Origin of the sequence: Acinetobacter sp. ANC 4178 (assembly GCF_004331175.1) — a bacterium.
GTDB lineage: Bacteria > Pseudomonadota > Gammaproteobacteria > Pseudomonadales > Moraxellaceae > Acinetobacter.
Window position 1 is genome coordinate 416,795 of the sequence record NZ_SJOD01000002.1, and the last position, 14,373, is coordinate 431,167.

General features: G+C 41.4%; 18 protein-coding genes. 6 read left to right on the plus strand and 12 right to left on the minus strand.

Annotation, left to right across the window (positions count from 1 at the left end; all coding sequences use genetic code 11):
* Nucleotides 1-93: 93 nt before the first annotated feature.
* Nucleotides 94-291: a hypothetical protein gene (locus E0H87_RS06275; protein WP_131322809.1), complete on the minus strand. Its 198-nt coding sequence runs from the start codon at nt 289-291 to the stop codon at nt 94-96.
* Nucleotides 292-415: 124 nt separating this feature from the next.
* Nucleotides 416-1,699, minus strand: coding sequence for a hypothetical protein (locus tag E0H87_RS06280; protein WP_131322810.1), 1,284 nt, complete (start codon nt 1,697-1,699; stop codon nt 416-418).
* A gap of 278 nt (nt 1,700-1,977) precedes the next feature.
* On the opposite strand from E0H87_RS06280, the gene E0H87_RS06285 reads away from it, so the two are divergent.
* Together E0H87_RS06285 and E0H87_RS06290 are read left to right on the plus strand one after the other, a co-directional pair.
* Nucleotides 1,978-2,766 (plus strand): class I SAM-dependent methyltransferase, encoded by a 789-nt coding sequence (locus tag E0H87_RS06285; protein ID WP_131322811.1) that lies wholly within the window; start codon nt 1,978-1,980, stop codon nt 2,764-2,766.
* A gap of 10 nt (nt 2,767-2,776) precedes the next feature.
* Complete coding sequence (locus E0H87_RS06290) at nt 2,777-3,328, plus strand: hypothetical protein (RefSeq protein WP_131322812.1); 552 nt, start codon at nt 2,777-2,779, stop codon at nt 3,326-3,328.
* Between the two features lie 92 nt (nt 3,329-3,420).
* On the opposite strand, the gene E0H87_RS06295 is transcribed toward E0H87_RS06290, so the two are convergent.
* The 3 genes from E0H87_RS06295 to E0H87_RS06305 are packed head-to-tail and all read right to left on the minus strand — an operon-like array spanning nt 3,421 to nt 5,753.
* Nucleotides 3,421-3,828 (minus strand): GFA family protein, encoded by a 408-nt coding sequence (locus tag E0H87_RS06295; RefSeq protein WP_131322813.1) that lies wholly within the window; start codon nt 3,826-3,828, stop codon nt 3,421-3,423.
* Nucleotides 3,829-3,881: 53 nt separating this feature from the next.
* On the minus strand, nt 3,882-5,081 hold the full coding sequence (locus tag E0H87_RS06300) for a TIGR03862 family flavoprotein (protein WP_131322814.1): 1,200 nt from the start codon (nt 5,079-5,081) through the stop codon (nt 3,882-3,884).
* 3 nt (nt 5,082-5,084) lie between these two features.
* The gene (locus tag E0H87_RS06305) at nt 5,085-5,753 is read right to left on the minus strand and encodes an SAM-dependent methyltransferase (protein WP_171458351.1); all 669 of its coding nucleotides are present in this window, start codon (nt 5,751-5,753) and stop codon (nt 5,085-5,087) included.
* Between the two features lie 83 nt (nt 5,754-5,836).
* Here E0H87_RS06305 and E0H87_RS06310 point away from each other — a divergent pair, with 83 nt between their 5' ends.
* The 3 genes from E0H87_RS06310 to E0H87_RS06320 all read left to right on the plus strand — a co-directional run bounded on the left by E0H87_RS06310 (nt 5,837) and on the right by E0H87_RS06320 (nt 6,888).
* A complete protein-coding gene (locus E0H87_RS06310; RefSeq protein WP_131322816.1) occupies nt 5,837-6,010 on the plus strand; it encodes a DNA gyrase inhibitor YacG in 174 nt (57 codons plus the stop codon).
* A gap of 161 nt (nt 6,011-6,171) precedes the next feature.
* On the plus strand, nt 6,172-6,354 hold the full coding sequence (locus E0H87_RS06315) for a hypothetical protein (protein WP_131322817.1): 183 nt from the start codon (nt 6,172-6,174) through the stop codon (nt 6,352-6,354).
* Nucleotides 6,355-6,705: 351 nt separating this feature from the next.
* Nucleotides 6,706-6,888 (plus strand): hypothetical protein, encoded by a 183-nt coding sequence (locus E0H87_RS06320; protein ID WP_131322818.1) that lies wholly within the window; start codon nt 6,706-6,708, stop codon nt 6,886-6,888.
* A 146-nt stretch (nt 6,889-7,034) separates the two neighbouring features.
* Here the strand turns inward: E0H87_RS06320 and E0H87_RS06325 are convergent, their stop codons facing one another.
* From E0H87_RS06325 to E0H87_RS06345, 5 genes are all read right to left on the minus strand, one after another.
* A complete protein-coding gene (locus E0H87_RS06325; RefSeq protein WP_131322819.1) occupies nt 7,035-7,679 on the minus strand; it encodes an MBL fold metallo-hydrolase in 645 nt (214 codons plus the stop codon).
* Between the two features lie 15 nt (nt 7,680-7,694).
* Nucleotides 7,695-8,708, minus strand: a complete 1,014-nt coding sequence (hemH, locus tag E0H87_RS06330) for a ferrochelatase (protein ID WP_131322820.1) — start codon at nt 8,706-8,708, stop codon at nt 7,695-7,697.
* 81 nt (nt 8,709-8,789) lie between these two features.
* Nucleotides 8,790-9,803 carry a DUF4062 domain-containing protein gene (locus E0H87_RS06335; protein WP_131322821.1) on the minus strand — a complete coding sequence of 338 codons (1,014 nt, stop codon included), beginning with the start codon at nt 9,801-9,803 and terminating at the stop codon, nt 8,790-8,792.
* Between the two features lie 109 nt (nt 9,804-9,912).
* A complete protein-coding gene (gene murI, locus E0H87_RS06340) occupies nt 9,913-10,788 on the minus strand; it encodes a glutamate racemase (protein WP_131322822.1) in 876 nt (291 codons plus the stop codon).
* Between the two features lie 46 nt (nt 10,789-10,834).
* Nucleotides 10,835-11,446, minus strand: coding sequence for a DUF1285 domain-containing protein (locus tag E0H87_RS06345; RefSeq protein WP_131322823.1), 612 nt, complete (start codon nt 11,444-11,446; stop codon nt 10,835-10,837).
* A gap of 188 nt (nt 11,447-11,634) precedes the next feature.
* On the opposite strand from E0H87_RS06345, the gene E0H87_RS06350 reads away from it, so the two are divergent.
* Nucleotides 11,635-13,347: an electron transfer flavoprotein-ubiquinone oxidoreductase gene (locus E0H87_RS06350; RefSeq protein WP_131322824.1), complete on the plus strand. Its 1,713-nt coding sequence runs from the start codon at nt 11,635-11,637 to the stop codon at nt 13,345-13,347.
* Between the two features lie 44 nt (nt 13,348-13,391).
* Here E0H87_RS06350 and E0H87_RS06355 read toward each other — a convergent pair whose 3' ends face one another.
* A complete protein-coding gene (locus E0H87_RS06355) occupies nt 13,392-13,919 on the minus strand; it encodes a hypothetical protein (protein WP_131322825.1) in 528 nt (175 codons plus the stop codon).
* Between the two features lie 81 nt (nt 13,920-14,000).
* Nucleotides 14,001-14,258 (minus strand): sulfurtransferase TusA, encoded by a 258-nt coding sequence (tusA, locus tag E0H87_RS06360; RefSeq protein ID WP_131322826.1) that lies wholly within the window; start codon nt 14,256-14,258, stop codon nt 14,001-14,003.
* Nucleotides 14,259-14,373 lie beyond the last annotated feature (115 nt).

A 14,373-nucleotide genomic window follows, 5' to 3' on the forward strand; every position in this document is an offset into this window, starting at 1 on the left:
GCTCCTGCTGTGCTTGCTCATGAATTGTCTACAGTTCATTAAAAGTCAAAGCAGGTTTTGGTTCAAGACATACACCGTAAAAAGAAAAATCCACTATTTTGCGGATTCTTTTATACATTCACGGACAGACAATCGAATTTGCTGATAGACATAACTCGCAAGCATCATTAGCACCACTACACCACTGACAAAGATGATGGCTGCCAAATCAAAGCCTTGATTAATGAGATAAATCAAACTGAGAATCAGTGTGGTAGACAAAAGTACAGCAGGTATAAATATCCTATTCATACAACCTGACCTTAAGTGAGAAATAAAAAAGAGTGGATAATTTTTACCCACTCTTTCGATCTTAACGCAATCTGGTTAAAAATCAAGCCATGTAAATCAAATAAGATTCACCTAATTTTCAGGCTTATTCTGCCTCTTCCGATTCTTCGGGTTGAGTCATAAACTTGGCAGTTTCAGGCGTATCTTCCACAAAATCATTGCCGCCATATTCATCACTGCTAAGGTTAAACTGCTTGTAACTCAACAAATAATAATCACTATATTTTTTTAACACCAACGGATGCATTCCCGCAGACAATTCATCCTGCTCTTTGAACAGTTTCATCACATGGCGGTCGTTCATGGCAATCACATAGCGTTCATCGTTCAGGCTAATCTGTACCAGCCCTGTGCCTTTGGCAAAAATTGGAATCAGGAACTTATGGTTCAGGTTAATCGCATTTTGCGCATAGCTTTCAATTTTCTGGCTAATCATGTTAAACACCAGACCATGCCCAAAACTGTCGAGCAACTGACTGTTACTTTCCTGCGGCAGATTGACCTGAATACCCAGTTTCAACAGATCTTGTTCACTGACCTGACGGTTACTGAGTAACTGACGAATAATGCTTTGTTTTAGTTTGACATCAAAGAACTGGCTATCCAACTGCATATCATTATTTCTGAGAATTTTACCCAGTGAACGACGATGATGCGGCAACAGGGTTTCAATTACTTTACGGTAATAAAACTTACTGCCTTTTTTCACCTGACGAATTTTTTGATAGAAATAAACACTGTCAAATTCGCGGGTTAGAAAATCTTTCAACAGTTCGGAGCTTGCCAATACGGCAATCGCATCATGGCCTGTAAATGGCAAGTTCAGCACTTTAATTTCTGGAATAACCTGTTCCAATTCAACAAAGTGCGCGCGGTCTTCTGGGCAGTAAGGGTCATAGACCACAATATATTCACAATCCGCGGCAATATCCTGTGGCTGAACCTGCATATCGGCATTGAGTTCTGCATGGTAAAACATGTTATAGCGGCTGTCTTCAATCACCTCAGGGTCAATTGAATATTGCGGCACCAAAGACACCACACGGCTTAAACCCAAGAGCTTGGAATATTTAATCGCAGCATAACCGCCCATTGAACCGCCATAACCAATGCGTTTTTGAAACGGCGCAATCACGTCTTCAATGGCAAGTAACAGATTGTGCATGGACTCCGCAGGAAACCATGATTTTTCTTTAGGCATAATGCCAATGACATTAAACTCAAATTTGGCTAATGATTTTTCCGCATTGATTGCAAGTCCTTTGGCACGAGTAATTAAGTCACCAAAAGAAAAAACTAACTCGTCAGACGAACCTTTTAAAAAAATAGCGCGAATTTGTTCGTCTTCAAAAATAATGTGTTTATCCATGTCCACACCGAAACAAATCGGCCCTAATTTTTTGTATCAATAAAATTTCATAGACCAGCTATTTATTACGCTGTCTATGTAGGAGAATGTGTCGATCTCATCTGAATCACAATCAACAACAAAATAAATCTACGGCATCACAAATCCGTGGCAACATTTTAACGTATGCTTCAACAGATGTATGTATTAGAAAAACAAGTCCTGCCAACGCTTGCTAAGATCACTCGGAAAGGACTATGTTATTTTATAGATGCACAGCAGATAAAAAAGCGCAAAATATGACACAATCACTTCATCCTGCCGCACAACAAGGTTTCAGTTCTGCCGCTGAACTTTATCAACAAGTCCGTCCAAATTATCCACAACAAATCGTGACTTGGTTACAACAACAATTAAATTTAGATGCGCAATCAGCAGTGGTCGACTTGGGTTCAGGCACAGGAAAATTTCTCCCTTATCTGCAACAGGTGACACCCCATATCATTGCCGTCGAACCAATTGCAGAAATGCTGGCACAATTACAGCAAGCCTATCCCCAGATTTCTACCTTACACGCCAGCAGTGATCAGTTATCCATTGAATCAGAAAGTATCGATGCTGTTATTTGTGCGCAATCTTTTCACTGGTTTGCCAATATTGATAGCCTGAATGAAATTTATCGGATCTTAAAACCTAGAGGTCAACTGGGCTTGGTCTGGAACCAACGGGATATTCAAGTGGATTGGGTCAAAGCATTGGCAGATGTGCTCGAACCGCTCGAAGGCAATACACCTCGTTTTCATAGCGGACAATGGCAACACGCCTTTGAACAGCAATGTTTATTCGAGTTCGATCAAGTCAAAACATTTCAGCAACGCCACATTGGACGCGTCGAAGACGTTGTGTCTGGACGGTTGCTCTCGACCAGTTTTATTGCCGCAATGCCAATCAAGCAACAACAGCAATTAAAAATGCAGTTTGAACAGATTGTTGCCGATTACACAGGCAAGACCGCACAGGATGAAATTGCGTTTCCTTATTTAACCCACGCCTATAACTTTAAGAAAACAGCACCAAATACTCTTTAGGATAACTAACATGAAGCACTTTAAAGCTTATTTGCTCCCACTGCTCTGTAGCACCCTGCTATTCACCGCATGCAGCAAAAACAATGAAAATGATGCCCCTGATCCTTCAGAAGATCGGATGATGCAGGAACTGGAATCTTCACCGATTAAGGAGTTTCCAAAAACTGCGAATGATCAACATGACATTTCACTTCTGGTCGATTATGACCGTCGTTTTAGTGAGATGAGTGATGCCATGGAAGATGAACTGATTAAAATGCGCGACAATGGCAGCCTCACCGATGAATTTGCCCGTAGCCGCAAGCAGGACAATATCCAATCGGCATTAACCATGCTGAAAGCGCTAGATTTAAAAACCGAACAAGGTCGCTATATTCAAGGATTAATGGCGCAATATTGGGAAAACCAAGCCAAGTTAATCAATCAAAATAGCAAGGCTTCACAAGATATTCCCAACTCCACACCCGACAACATTAAAGGCTTGGGTGAATTCTTGCATGCACAAGAACAATTGGATCATTGGGAGGCGCAATATGAACCAGCCGAGAAAAGTAAGTCTTAACTGAGATTTTCTGTACAGCAAGTTAACTATTTAAACTAAAAAACCAGATGTAACGATGTTGTCATCTGGTTTTTTTAACACTACAAATGAATTTAAGGACGTTCACTGTATTGTGGCAATTCATCCTGAATGCTGTCCCATTCTGCTTTAGAATCGACAAAAATATGCATCGTCGGTTTTTGCGTTAATGTGGTATCCAACGTGCCAAGGCGTAAGCGATAATATTCAGGTGTATCCGTTTTAATACTCATAATCGGCGAACCGCACTCACTGCAAAAGCAACGCTGTGTGGTTGCAGTCGACTGATAAGCTTTCAGGAATTGTTCACCTTGCACAATCTGAAAATCTGTTTTCTTAATTGGGGCATTGGTGGCAAAAGCTGTACCATTGGCTTTACGGCAACGTTGGCAGTGACACTGGACAATATCGCCAATTTCACCTCTCACTTCATAACGAATTGCACCGCATAAACAGCTTCCAGCATAACAATGTTGTGACATCAGTTCAGCCCTCTGAATGAAAGAGTTTTAAACTAGCATGTCTATCTCTGGCTTTACATCGCTTTTTCATGTGAAGCCAAATATTCATGTACCCCTTCACCTGCGGCACGTCCTGTCGCGAAACACGCGGTTAAGAGATAGCCGCCTGTGGGTGCATCCCAATCTAGCATTTCACCACAACAAAAAATCTGTGGTTGTTGCTGTAACTGCAAATGACTGGTTAAAGCTTCACGTTTCACACCACCTGCACAACTAATAGCTTCTTCAATGGGACGAAAACGGGTTAAAGGAATCGGCAACTGCTTAATTTGCTGTGCCAATTTTTCAGGGTCATGCCAATCTGCTTTCTGCACCAACTCACGAACTAAACTGGCCTTTGCTGCGTCTAACCCCGCTTTACGCCAAACATTGCTTAAAGACTGTTTCTTGCTCGGTTGTAATTTTTTTACCAATTGTGCATGACTCAGCTCAGGCAATAAATCAAGCACCAACTGCATTTTAGATTGCTGTCTTAAAGCTCGCCCCAGTTTATAAATCAGCCCACTTTCCAAGCCATAATGAGTGATGACAATATCGCCCTGACTCTTTTCCGCAGCATCGACCCAAGCAATAACCCGCTTCAACGGTTGCCCAAACACAGTTTGCATAAAGGCAGACCATTCTCGTTCAACCCCAGCATTACTGGCTTGAAATGGATTTAATTGTTCTGGCGCGAGCCATTGCTGCCACTGTCCATCACTGCCCAGTTGCGGCCAGGAGACGGCGCCACACGCCAGCACAATGACATCAAAGTCTTCACTAAATTCACGTTGCTGGAGCAAATCTTTAATTTTTACCGTATGAGACTGTATCCCTAAACACGAATGTCGGTAATGAAATTGTACGCCCTGCTCGGTTAAACGTTTTAACCATGCTCGGAGTAAGGGCGCTGCTTTCATTTCCTTCGGAAAAATACGCCCTGAAGACCCGATATAGGATGCGACCCCTAAATCCTGCATCCAATTTTGAATCCAACTTGCATCCCAACGGCGGATCCAATTTTCAAGCCATTCGAACTGATCATAACGCTGAATAAATTGCTCAAACGGCTCAGCATGTGAAATATTCAGCCCTGTCTTCCCTGCCATTAAAAACTTGCGCGCAGCAGACGGTTTCTGTTCATAGACATGTACATCATAATCCCACTGGCTTAACACCTCGGCAGCCATTAGGCCCGCAGGACCTGCACCGATAATCGCAATTCTTTTTTTCATGACTTATGCATCACTTTGTGCATCGGCAGAATTTGGTTTAGGCATATTTACCCCTGCCAAAGCCTGAAAATCATCAAAGCGCGTGCGGTAATACTCGGGTTTTTGAATCAATAATTGCTGACATAATTCACCACGCTCCAAATATTTAATCTCAAAATGAGTCCGTGCTGAATCAGAAACAATGACCTCTTTCACATAAGGCAGTTTCCAAACCTCTTGTAGTTGTTGTTCTGCTTCGGCGATGTATTCTGGAATATTACTGGCTAAAGTAATCTGACCGCCCACTTGTAGTCGGGACAACAGTAATTCGAAAAATGGCATATTCAACCAGCGCTGCGCAGGGTTATGCGGCTCTGGATTCGGATATAAAATAAAGAATTGCTGAACTTGTTGTGGGGCTAAGGCATGCACAACCCAAGGTAAGGCATCGGCATGCACCGTCTGTAAATTTGTCTGCCCTTCCAGTTGATGCTGTTTTTGCATCGCCACAAACTTCTCACGCGTGCGTTCTATGGCAATCAACTTGCTTTCAGGATGCTCACGAGTAAACAACAAAGCATGCTTGCCTTTACCCGCACCAATTTCTACACAAATTGGTGCTGAATCAATCATGATAAAATCACGTGGGGCATGCATGTACTGTGCTTGAAATTGACGAATCGGCATAATCAGATCAAACTAAGGAAAATCTGCGCCAGTCTAACACTGCACAAAGTTTTGACCAAATCTTCCTACCTATTTCACTGGAGCCTCTTATGCCGAAGACCTTTGCTTGCCCGCGTTGTGGTAAACCTTCAACTTGGGAAGGCAATCCATATCGACCATTTTGCTCTGAGCGTTGCAAGCTGATTGATTTAGGTGCTTGGGCAAGTGACGAATATCAATTACCCACTGAAGATGCGCCACAGGCAGAAAACTCAGAAGAATAAGGTTTTATTTTTACAATTCATCATAACGACATACAAATCATTAATTATTTTATACATGATTATTATTTGCACAGGTGCCTTTTTGGCACCATAATATAAATAATGAGAATCATTCTATTCTTTTTTTTATATTGTGCTGTGTCCTATTTTGAGAATTTCCCATGAAAGAATTAGCCTTAAAAATATTCTTCTATCTTTCTATTGTCTTTACATTGTGTAGTTTTATACTGGCAATTTACGCACAAGATCTTATGTTTGTTGGAATTGGGGTTTTACTGGCAATTGCAGCCATTTTATTGGGTTTAGAAAGCAAGCAATTTTCTGCAAATCCATTTCGAAAATAGCCCTTATACAGTTCATTACTCACGGATGGTCTGATTCAATATTACAGCCTAATGTCCAATCAAAAATTTAGGCTGTATATCTCATTTTTAAAATTTAAGTCAATTTTCTTCATCTCAACAGGGTGATGATGCCATTTGATTGATCGTGCCACTTGATTGAGCAAAGACTATGCTTAGTTGAAGAATTCATCCTACTGCCTCAAAATTTAACAAATAAATGCATCACAGTTATCATTTTTTTAATATTTATCTAGATTTTCCCAAAAACTCTCCTATAATTCATAAACTTTTACGCATCAAGTAACAATTTGTTAAGTTTGCTGCATTTTTGAAACATTGTGGAATCCTCCCATGAAAGAATTGGCTTTAAAGTTTTTTTTCTATCTCCTTATCGTTTTAACTTTATGTGCAGTGACGCTAAGCCTATTCACTCATGACATGATGATCATGGGCGTGGGCATTCTACTGGCAATTGCAACCCTTCTACTTGGTCTCGAGAAAAAACAATACAAAATAGATCCGTTTAGAAATTAATGCGCTTCGATGTACCGAACATATAAAAAATGGGAGTAAATAACTCCCATTTTTTATCCATACAATTGAATCGATACACCATTCAACCACATTGCATTTTACGCGGATGTTCTCTTTGATTCGCCCATCATCCCCTGTGCAGAAAATTAGCCTGCTTGACTTGCCACAAAAGGATTATGTTGTTTTTCAAAACCAATTGTGCTGAGAGGACCATGCCCAGAAATAAATTGCGTTTCATCAGGTAAGCTAAAACATTCGCGCTGAATTGAATCGATTAACTGTTGGTGATTGCCGCGTGGGAAATCTGTACGCCCAATCGAGCCTTTAAACAATACATCCCCTGTCCACAACAAACCATAGTCTGCGTTATAGAACATGACATGCCCAGGCGTATGACCGGGTGCAAAACGGACTTCAAAGCTTTGCTCGCCCAAGTGCAATGTTTCTCCACCTTCTAGCCACTGTGTCACTTCAACTTTTTCGGGAATTGGAAAACCATAACGTTCGGAGACCTCTTGGAGCATATCTAGCCAAAATTGATCTTCCTTATGTGGACCAATGACCGGGACGCTCCAAATGCGACTCAAAGTACCCACTGCACCCGCATGGTCTAAATGCCCATGCGTTAACCACAACGCTTTTACCGTTAACCCCAATGCTTCAACTTCTGCCTGTAATTTCTCAGGTTCACCCCCTGCATCAATCAGGACGGCTTCTTTGCTTTCAGAATCCCAAAGAATAGAACAGTTCTGCTGAAATGCAGTCACAGGTACAATTTTTACTTGAAGCATAATCTCAGGTCTCTGTTAGGCAAATGCTAATGTTTGTTTTAAACCATCAAGATTAGCTTGCAATAAGCACAAGAGCAATTGTAGATGGTCTTCACGTGTATTCAAGGCAGGAATATACGCATATTGCTCACCACCCAATGATAAAAATAATTCAGCATTTTGAATGGCAAGTTCTTCTAAAGTTTCTAGGCAATCGGCAGAAAATGCAGGACTCATAATCTGTATTGACTTAATCCCTTGTGCAGCCCAATCTTGTAATAATTGATCCGTATACGGCTTGACCCATTCCTGCTTACCAAAACGTGACTGGAAACTAATGGCCCATTCTTCATCGGTTAAATCCAAAGCCTGAGCCAATAATTGGGCTGTTTTTCGACAACGGTCTGCATAAGGATCTCCCTTATCAGCATAAGGCTGCGGAATGCCATGGAATGACATCAAGAGCTTTTCCGCGCGACCATGTTCTGCCCAATATTCTTTCACACTTTGGGCTAAAGACTGGATATACAAAGGATGCTGATAATAATCACGCACAATCGAAAGACCGGGCAAATTACGCTGTTTCTGCATCCACTGAGCCAATAAATCATATAAAGGGGCTGTCGAAGTCGCAGAATACTGCGGAAAAAGTGGCAATAAAATAATATGATCTTGCGGATTTCGGGTCATTTCTTCAAGCACCGCGTCCATTCCAGGTTGACCATAGCTCATAGCAGGAACCACGTTTAACTCAAACTCTGGATACGCTTTCGTTAAGGTCGCTCGAACTTGTTCTACCTGCGCCAATAAAATTTCACGCATGGGAGAATCTGCGGACCACACACTGGCATAAGCGTGTGCGACACGTTTCGGACGAAACGGTAAAATAAATAACCGTAAAATGATTTGCCATAATGGCTTTGGAATTTCAATCACACGTGGATCAGAAAGAAACTGTTGTAAAAACTTTCTGACCGCAGGTGCAGTGGGTGCATCGGGAGTACCCAAATTGGCTAAAATAACGGTGATTTTTGCTTTTTCCGCAAGCATGAGTTGACCTTCATTTCCAATTCAACCCACCCACTTTAACAACTTTTCAATGAAATGAAATACGAATAAATACAATTATTTCTATAGAGAAACACGATTATCCGAAAGCAAATGACTTTCTATTAAATGATGCCCTTTCTGAGTTAATTTCCATAACATGCGTTGGCGATCATCTCGTCCAGCTGGACTAATCCATTCGTTTTGACGCATCTGTATTTTAATATTATGTAATGCACGAATATTGATTTGTGCACGTGCAACCGCATGTGCACGAGGCATTTCGATGCGTGCATCGGCCAATCCAATCTCATTTAAATATTCATTCATACGTTTAGAAAAATATTCTTCGGGTGTTGGATTTAAAAAGGTACTGCCCAATACTGCCAAGAGTTGTGCCCATGTGAGGGTTTTCTGAATCTTAAGCTCTTTAAAATTGCCATCCTGATAAGCATGGACACGATATTCAAAACTAAAGGCTTCATTCATTGCCACTTTCGGCAAGGTTAAAAATGGGTCAACTTCACGTGTGCCTAAATCGCGTTCTAGCTGACTAATTTTGGCTTTAAGACGATCAATTTCATCATGTAATTTTTGTGTATTTTGTGGTCGCACCCACCCCGTGGTTGGATAACGTTCCAACATTTGCGTCATATTCAAACGCACGGCCATTTCTAAGTCGCGCAAAGTCCGATACGTAAAGACCTGATCAACTTCTTGCTGTAACAGTTTACGAAACTCATTAAATTTTTCTTTTAGTTCTGGTTTTTGGTCATGTAAAACAGGATCACGCGAGGCAGGGTCTTCATGCATAAAGACAATAATAGGTTTTTGCTTGGTCACAGCATAAATATATTCCAGATGCATATAGCCCACACCAGAAACCGACTGTTCGCCATATTGGCTGCCCAAAAGTATAATCACATAATCACAATCATCAATTTGACGGCGTGCAAAAGCGGTGCTTAAGGGTGTTCTTTGCTCCAGTCCCCAAGAAAAAAAACCCATGCCCACTAAGGTTTGAGACAAAATCATGCGCTCTGGCTGCATATCTGCCCCAGAAGTCGAAATAAATACCTGATAACGCTTATCGATCATTGGTTATCCTCACCTTTTCTTCTGCATACCGCAATCAAAGTCTTACAGTATGACAACCCCAATTTTTAATATTGATACTCAAGTTCTAAAACGGATTATTGTTCTGCATTTATTTCATGACAATATTGGCAATGCTCCAACTCAAATCAGGTTGCATCAGATGTTGCACAATCGGTTCTAAATGCTTGGCATTATTTCCACTGACATAACATGCTATGCGTGGTAAACCATCCTTCCGTCTCTGTTCAAATAATAACTCATTTTTTAACAAAATACGGGATGTTTGACGAGCAACGGCATATCCAGAGTCAATTAATGTCATTTTTTGCCCAAAAATTGACTCAATTGCAGGCTTTAAGAACGGATAATGCGTACATCCCAATACCAAATAGTCCGCACCCTGATCGACTACGGGTTGTAAAATGCGTTTTAAGGTATCTAAGCAGGCAGAACTCATTTGCTGACCACTTTCAACAAAAGGCACTAGCTCTAAACACGTCACGGCTAAAACATTCACCTGAGAAGGGATAGCAAAGCGCTGTACTACCTCATTAATTAACTTGCCACGAAATGTCGCAGGTGTTGCCAACACTGCAACGGTTTTACTTTGGCTTTGCAGCACCGCAGGCTTTAACGCAGGAACCAAACCAATAATCGGGAAATCTTCCCCATAATGCTCACGTAAATAATCCAGACTAAAAGCCGAAGCGGTATTACAAGCAACCACAGCAATTTTACAGCCTTGTCGATACAACCACTCAATCGCACGTGCCGTCAGTTCACGAATTTCCTGATCCTCACGTGGACCATAAGGCACATTCGCGGTATCAGCAAAATAGACAATGCGTTCATTCGGTAAATAGCGTGCAATTTCCTGTGCCACCGATAAGCCACCAATACCTGAATCAAAAATTCCAATAGGGGCATCTGATTGCGCTTTTGGCATGGGATCAACTAAGGGGTAAATCGGATGAATGGCTGTCATAACACACTATTTACAAAGAAAGACCAGAATGAACAAAGCTTAAACCTCAGGTGCCCAATTGCAAGTGAAAATCGCCACTTTGTAGGCTTAAAATGGTATCACCTTGCTCATTTTCAAGCAGTTCCCCCATTTCAATGAGATGAAAAAAGGCTGAACGCTGAATTAAGGCATTGATTCCAAAGCGCACATGCACATATGGGCGCAAAGCACCTGCAAATTCACGCATAAAAATGGGATGTTCAGCATCCACAATAATCAGATCATCATTGGTTGTGGTGAATTGAATATATTTTTTGCCTGCAATGACTGTAGAGTCAACTTGATTGACGAACAAGGGCTCATCTTCAACCTCGATTTCAATTTGCTCTACAGGTGTCTTTAAATAAAACCGCCCCTCTTCTTTCCAAAGCACACTAGAGAACAAGTCTAGTAAGGACTGGCGCTTAATCAATTGACCTTCGTGCCACCATTCTCCGTTAGCTAAAACCTTCAAATCCATTCTGCCACAATGCTTTGGCTGCCATTGCGCTAAAGGAGGGATTGACCTTTTGTGACCGCCCTGTGCACTTTTTAAGTATTGTGCAATACTCATTAAGTTTTTATCATCATTTTTCGCTGTATTATTCGTCGGATTGTTGGAATTAGTTTGATTTACCATGAATTAATGCCTACATGACGTAAAAATATTATGATTCAGCCAATTGGCTAGACCACGGTTTAAAACTATACTAGCCCACAATATATAAAGGCATGATAATCCAGTTGTGCTGACTATTTAAGAACACTCATGGCAGCACTGTAAAGAGTCATACAGTTGCCACCTTTAAGTAATATGAGGAGTCCTACATGGAACACATCGAACGTGAATCGATGGAGTTTGACGTCGTTATCGTAGGCGCAGGCCCTGCAGGTCTTTCTGCTGCGATCAAAATTCGTCAACTTGCGATTGAAAACAACTTATCTGATTTATCCGTTTGTGTGGTAGAAAAGGGCTCCGAAGTCGGTGCGCATATTCTTTCAGGTGCTGTACTAGAACCACGTGCAATTAACGAATTATTCCCGAATTGGAAAGAAGAAGGTGCGCCTTTAAATGTTCCTGTAACGGAAGATAAAACCTATTTCTTGATGTCGCCTGAAAAAGCACAAGAAGCACCGCACTGGATGGTTCCTAAAACCATGCACAATGACGGCAACTATGTAATTTCACTGGGCAACGTCGTTCGCTGGTTAGGTCAAAAAGCCGAAGAACTTGAAGTTTCGATTTTCCCGGGCTTTGCCGCATCAGAAGTGCTTTACCATGCAGATGGTACGGTAAAAGGTATTCAAACCGGTGACATGGGCATTGGTAAAGATGGTGAACCTACCCATAACTTTACTCCAGGCTATGAACTGCATGCCAAATACACCATTTTTGCTGAAGGCTGTCGTGGTCATTTAGGTAAGCGTTTGATCGCCAAATTTGATTTGGACAAAGATGCAGACCCACAGCACTACGGTATCGGCATTAAAGAACTTTGGGAAATCGATCCTGCAAAACACAAACCTGGTTTGGTGATGCACGGTGCTGGTTGGCCTTTAAGTGAAACAGGTTCTTCTGGTGGTTGGTGGTTATACCACGCCGAAAACAACCAAGTGACTTTGGGCATGATCGTGGATTTATCTTACGAAAACCCACATATGTACCCATTTGCAGAAATGCAACGCTGGAAAACTCACCCACTGGTGAAACAGTATTTGGAAGGTGGCAAACGCATTTCTTATGGCGCACGTGCCGTGGTAAAAGGTGGTTTCAACTCTTTGCCTAAATTCACTTTCCCGGGTGGCTCTTTAATTGGTGATGATGCAGGCTTCCTCAACTTCGCCAAAATTAAAGGCTCACATACTGCCATGAAATCAGGTATGTTGTGTGGCGAAGCAGTATTTGAAGCAATTGCGGCTGGCGTTAAAAAAGGTGGTGATCTTGCGATTGCCCGTGTAACCGAAGGTGAAGACTTCTTCGCCAAAGAACTCACAGCTTATACTGAAAAATTCAACAACAGCTGGTTAAAAGAAGAGTTATACAACGCGCGTAACTTTGGTCCAGCGATGCATAAATTTGGCACGTTCGGCGGTGGTGCATTTAACTTCATCGACCAAAACGTATTTAAAGTGCCATTTACACTGCACGACTTAGTACCTGACTTCAGCACATTAAAAACCGTTGATGCAGCAACAGTTAAGCCTAACTATCCAAAACCAGATGGCAAATTGACTTTTGACCGTTTGTCATCAGTGTTCGTTTCAAACACTGTGCATGAAGAAAACCAGCCTGCACATTTGAAACTGACCGATGCATCAATTCCTGTGAACGTGAACTTACCTAAATGGGATGAGCCTGCTCAGCGCTACTGCCCTGCAGGTGTTTACGAAATCATGGAAAATGATGACGGTTCAAAACGTTTCCAAATTAACGCTGCGAACTGTGTTCATTGCAAAACTTGCGATATTAAAGATCCATCACAGAACATCACTTGGGTAACGCCAGAAGGTGGCGGTGGTCCGAACTATCCAAATATGTAATGTATAATCCATAAAAAATCCCCTCCCTATGAGGGGATTTTTTATTAAAACATATCCGATTTTTGACTCAACACCATAACTGTTGGCCCGATGGCTGTATGTTCCGCACCATAGTCCTGATGAATCTCTATTCGATAATCATCACATTGATAGGTGTATTTATTCTTTTCTTGCACCCAACCTTTTTGGGCAACTTTAAATTTTTTGAGAATTCTACTTTTAAAAAGTTCCAGATCGGTCGCATAGCTTGCGATTGGCCCGTCCAGAAAGCTTAAACTAAATGAAGTGATCATTTTCGTATCTGGATCATAACGAATATGCTGAACCCAACTCACGCCTGTTTTTTTAATCTGATCGTCAGTTCCATCGGCAAACTCTAATTGGTAATTATTTCCCCCTAACACCACGGGTTTGGCTGTAGGGTGGAGCTTTTGAAATGCACTGATGCTTTGCCCAACCTTTAAACCTGCAACATTCATGGTTTGTATAGGAATTTCACAGGGTTTTGCCCACACGATTGCGCCCGATAAGGCAAAAATAACAACTCCTAAGCATTGAAATATACTTTTCATTTTCATGTCCTAAAATGAGCTGTATTTATTGTTTTAAACTCATATTATTAGGCTCAATTTTAAGATTCTAATGCTTAAACCTTAGCCCTTTTTCACCAAATAATGAAACTCTTTATTGCCATTTTCGTCTAAGCGTTCTTCTTGCAACAACAGCTCATGCCCCAAATGCATACAAAATTTAGGAATATCCCACGAAGTCGAATTATCTGTTGCAAATACCTCTACCACATCCCCAGATTTAGATTTACGAATGGCTTGATGCAACATCATCACAGGTTCAGGACAACGTAATCCACGGGTATTTAATTGCAGGGTCGGGGTAACAGAGAATTCAGACATCTAGGCACTCTTCATAAATTTTCAGCGCTATTCTAACATAAACTCGAAATGACACAGCAGCGCCTCCCCCGCTTATCTGTTTAACAAGCTAAACATAAACGTGGAGTTTAAAGTT

Excerpts from the sequence above, each read along its gene's own strand:
- E0H87_RS06275 (WP_131322809.1), bottom strand. The coding sequence starts at position 291 with ATGAATAGGATATTTATACCTGCTGTACTTTTGTCTACCACACTGATT.
- E0H87_RS06280 (WP_131322810.1), bottom strand. The coding sequence starts at position 1,699 with ATGGATAAACACATTATTTTTGAAGACGAACAAATTCGCGCTATTTTT.
- E0H87_RS06285 (WP_131322811.1), top strand. The coding sequence starts at position 1,978 with ATGACACAATCACTTCATCCTGCCGCACAACAAGGTTTCAGTTCTGCC.
- E0H87_RS06290 (WP_131322812.1), top strand. The coding sequence starts at position 2,777 with ATGAAGCACTTTAAAGCTTATTTGCTCCCACTGCTCTGTAGCACCCTG.
- E0H87_RS06295 (WP_131322813.1), bottom strand. The coding sequence starts at position 3,828 with ATGTCACAACATTGTTATGCTGGAAGCTGTTTATGCGGTGCAATTCGT.
- E0H87_RS06300 (WP_131322814.1), bottom strand. The coding sequence starts at position 5,081 with ATGAAAAAAAGAATTGCGATTATCGGTGCAGGTCCTGCGGGCCTAATG.
- E0H87_RS06310 (WP_131322816.1), top strand. The coding sequence starts at position 5,837 with ATGCCGAAGACCTTTGCTTGCCCGCGTTGTGGTAAACCTTCAACTTGG.
- E0H87_RS06315 (WP_131322817.1), top strand. The coding sequence starts at position 6,172 with ATGAAAGAATTAGCCTTAAAAATATTCTTCTATCTTTCTATTGTCTTT.
- E0H87_RS06320 (WP_131322818.1), top strand. The coding sequence starts at position 6,706 with ATGAAAGAATTGGCTTTAAAGTTTTTTTTCTATCTCCTTATCGTTTTA.
- E0H87_RS06325 (WP_131322819.1), bottom strand. The coding sequence starts at position 7,679 with ATGCTTCAAGTAAAAATTGTACCTGTGACTGCATTTCAGCAGAACTGT.
- hemH (WP_131322820.1), bottom strand. The coding sequence starts at position 8,708 with ATGCTTGCGGAAAAAGCAAAAATCACCGTTATTTTAGCCAATTTGGGT.
- E0H87_RS06335 (WP_131322821.1), bottom strand. The coding sequence starts at position 9,803 with ATGATCGATAAGCGTTATCAGGTATTTATTTCGACTTCTGGGGCAGAT.
- murI (WP_131322822.1), bottom strand. The coding sequence starts at position 10,788 with ATGACAGCCATTCATCCGATTTACCCCTTAGTTGATCCCATGCCAAAA.
- E0H87_RS06345 (WP_131322823.1), bottom strand. The coding sequence starts at position 11,446 with ATGGTAAATCAAACTAATTCCAACAATCCGACGAATAATACAGCGAAA.
- E0H87_RS06350 (WP_131322824.1), top strand. The coding sequence starts at position 11,635 with ATGGAACACATCGAACGTGAATCGATGGAGTTTGACGTCGTTATCGTA.
- E0H87_RS06355 (WP_131322825.1), bottom strand. The coding sequence starts at position 13,919 with ATGAAAAGTATATTTCAATGCTTAGGAGTTGTTATTTTTGCCTTATCG.
- tusA (WP_131322826.1), bottom strand. The coding sequence starts at position 14,258 with ATGTCTGAATTCTCTGTTACCCCGACCCTGCAATTAAATACCCGTGGA.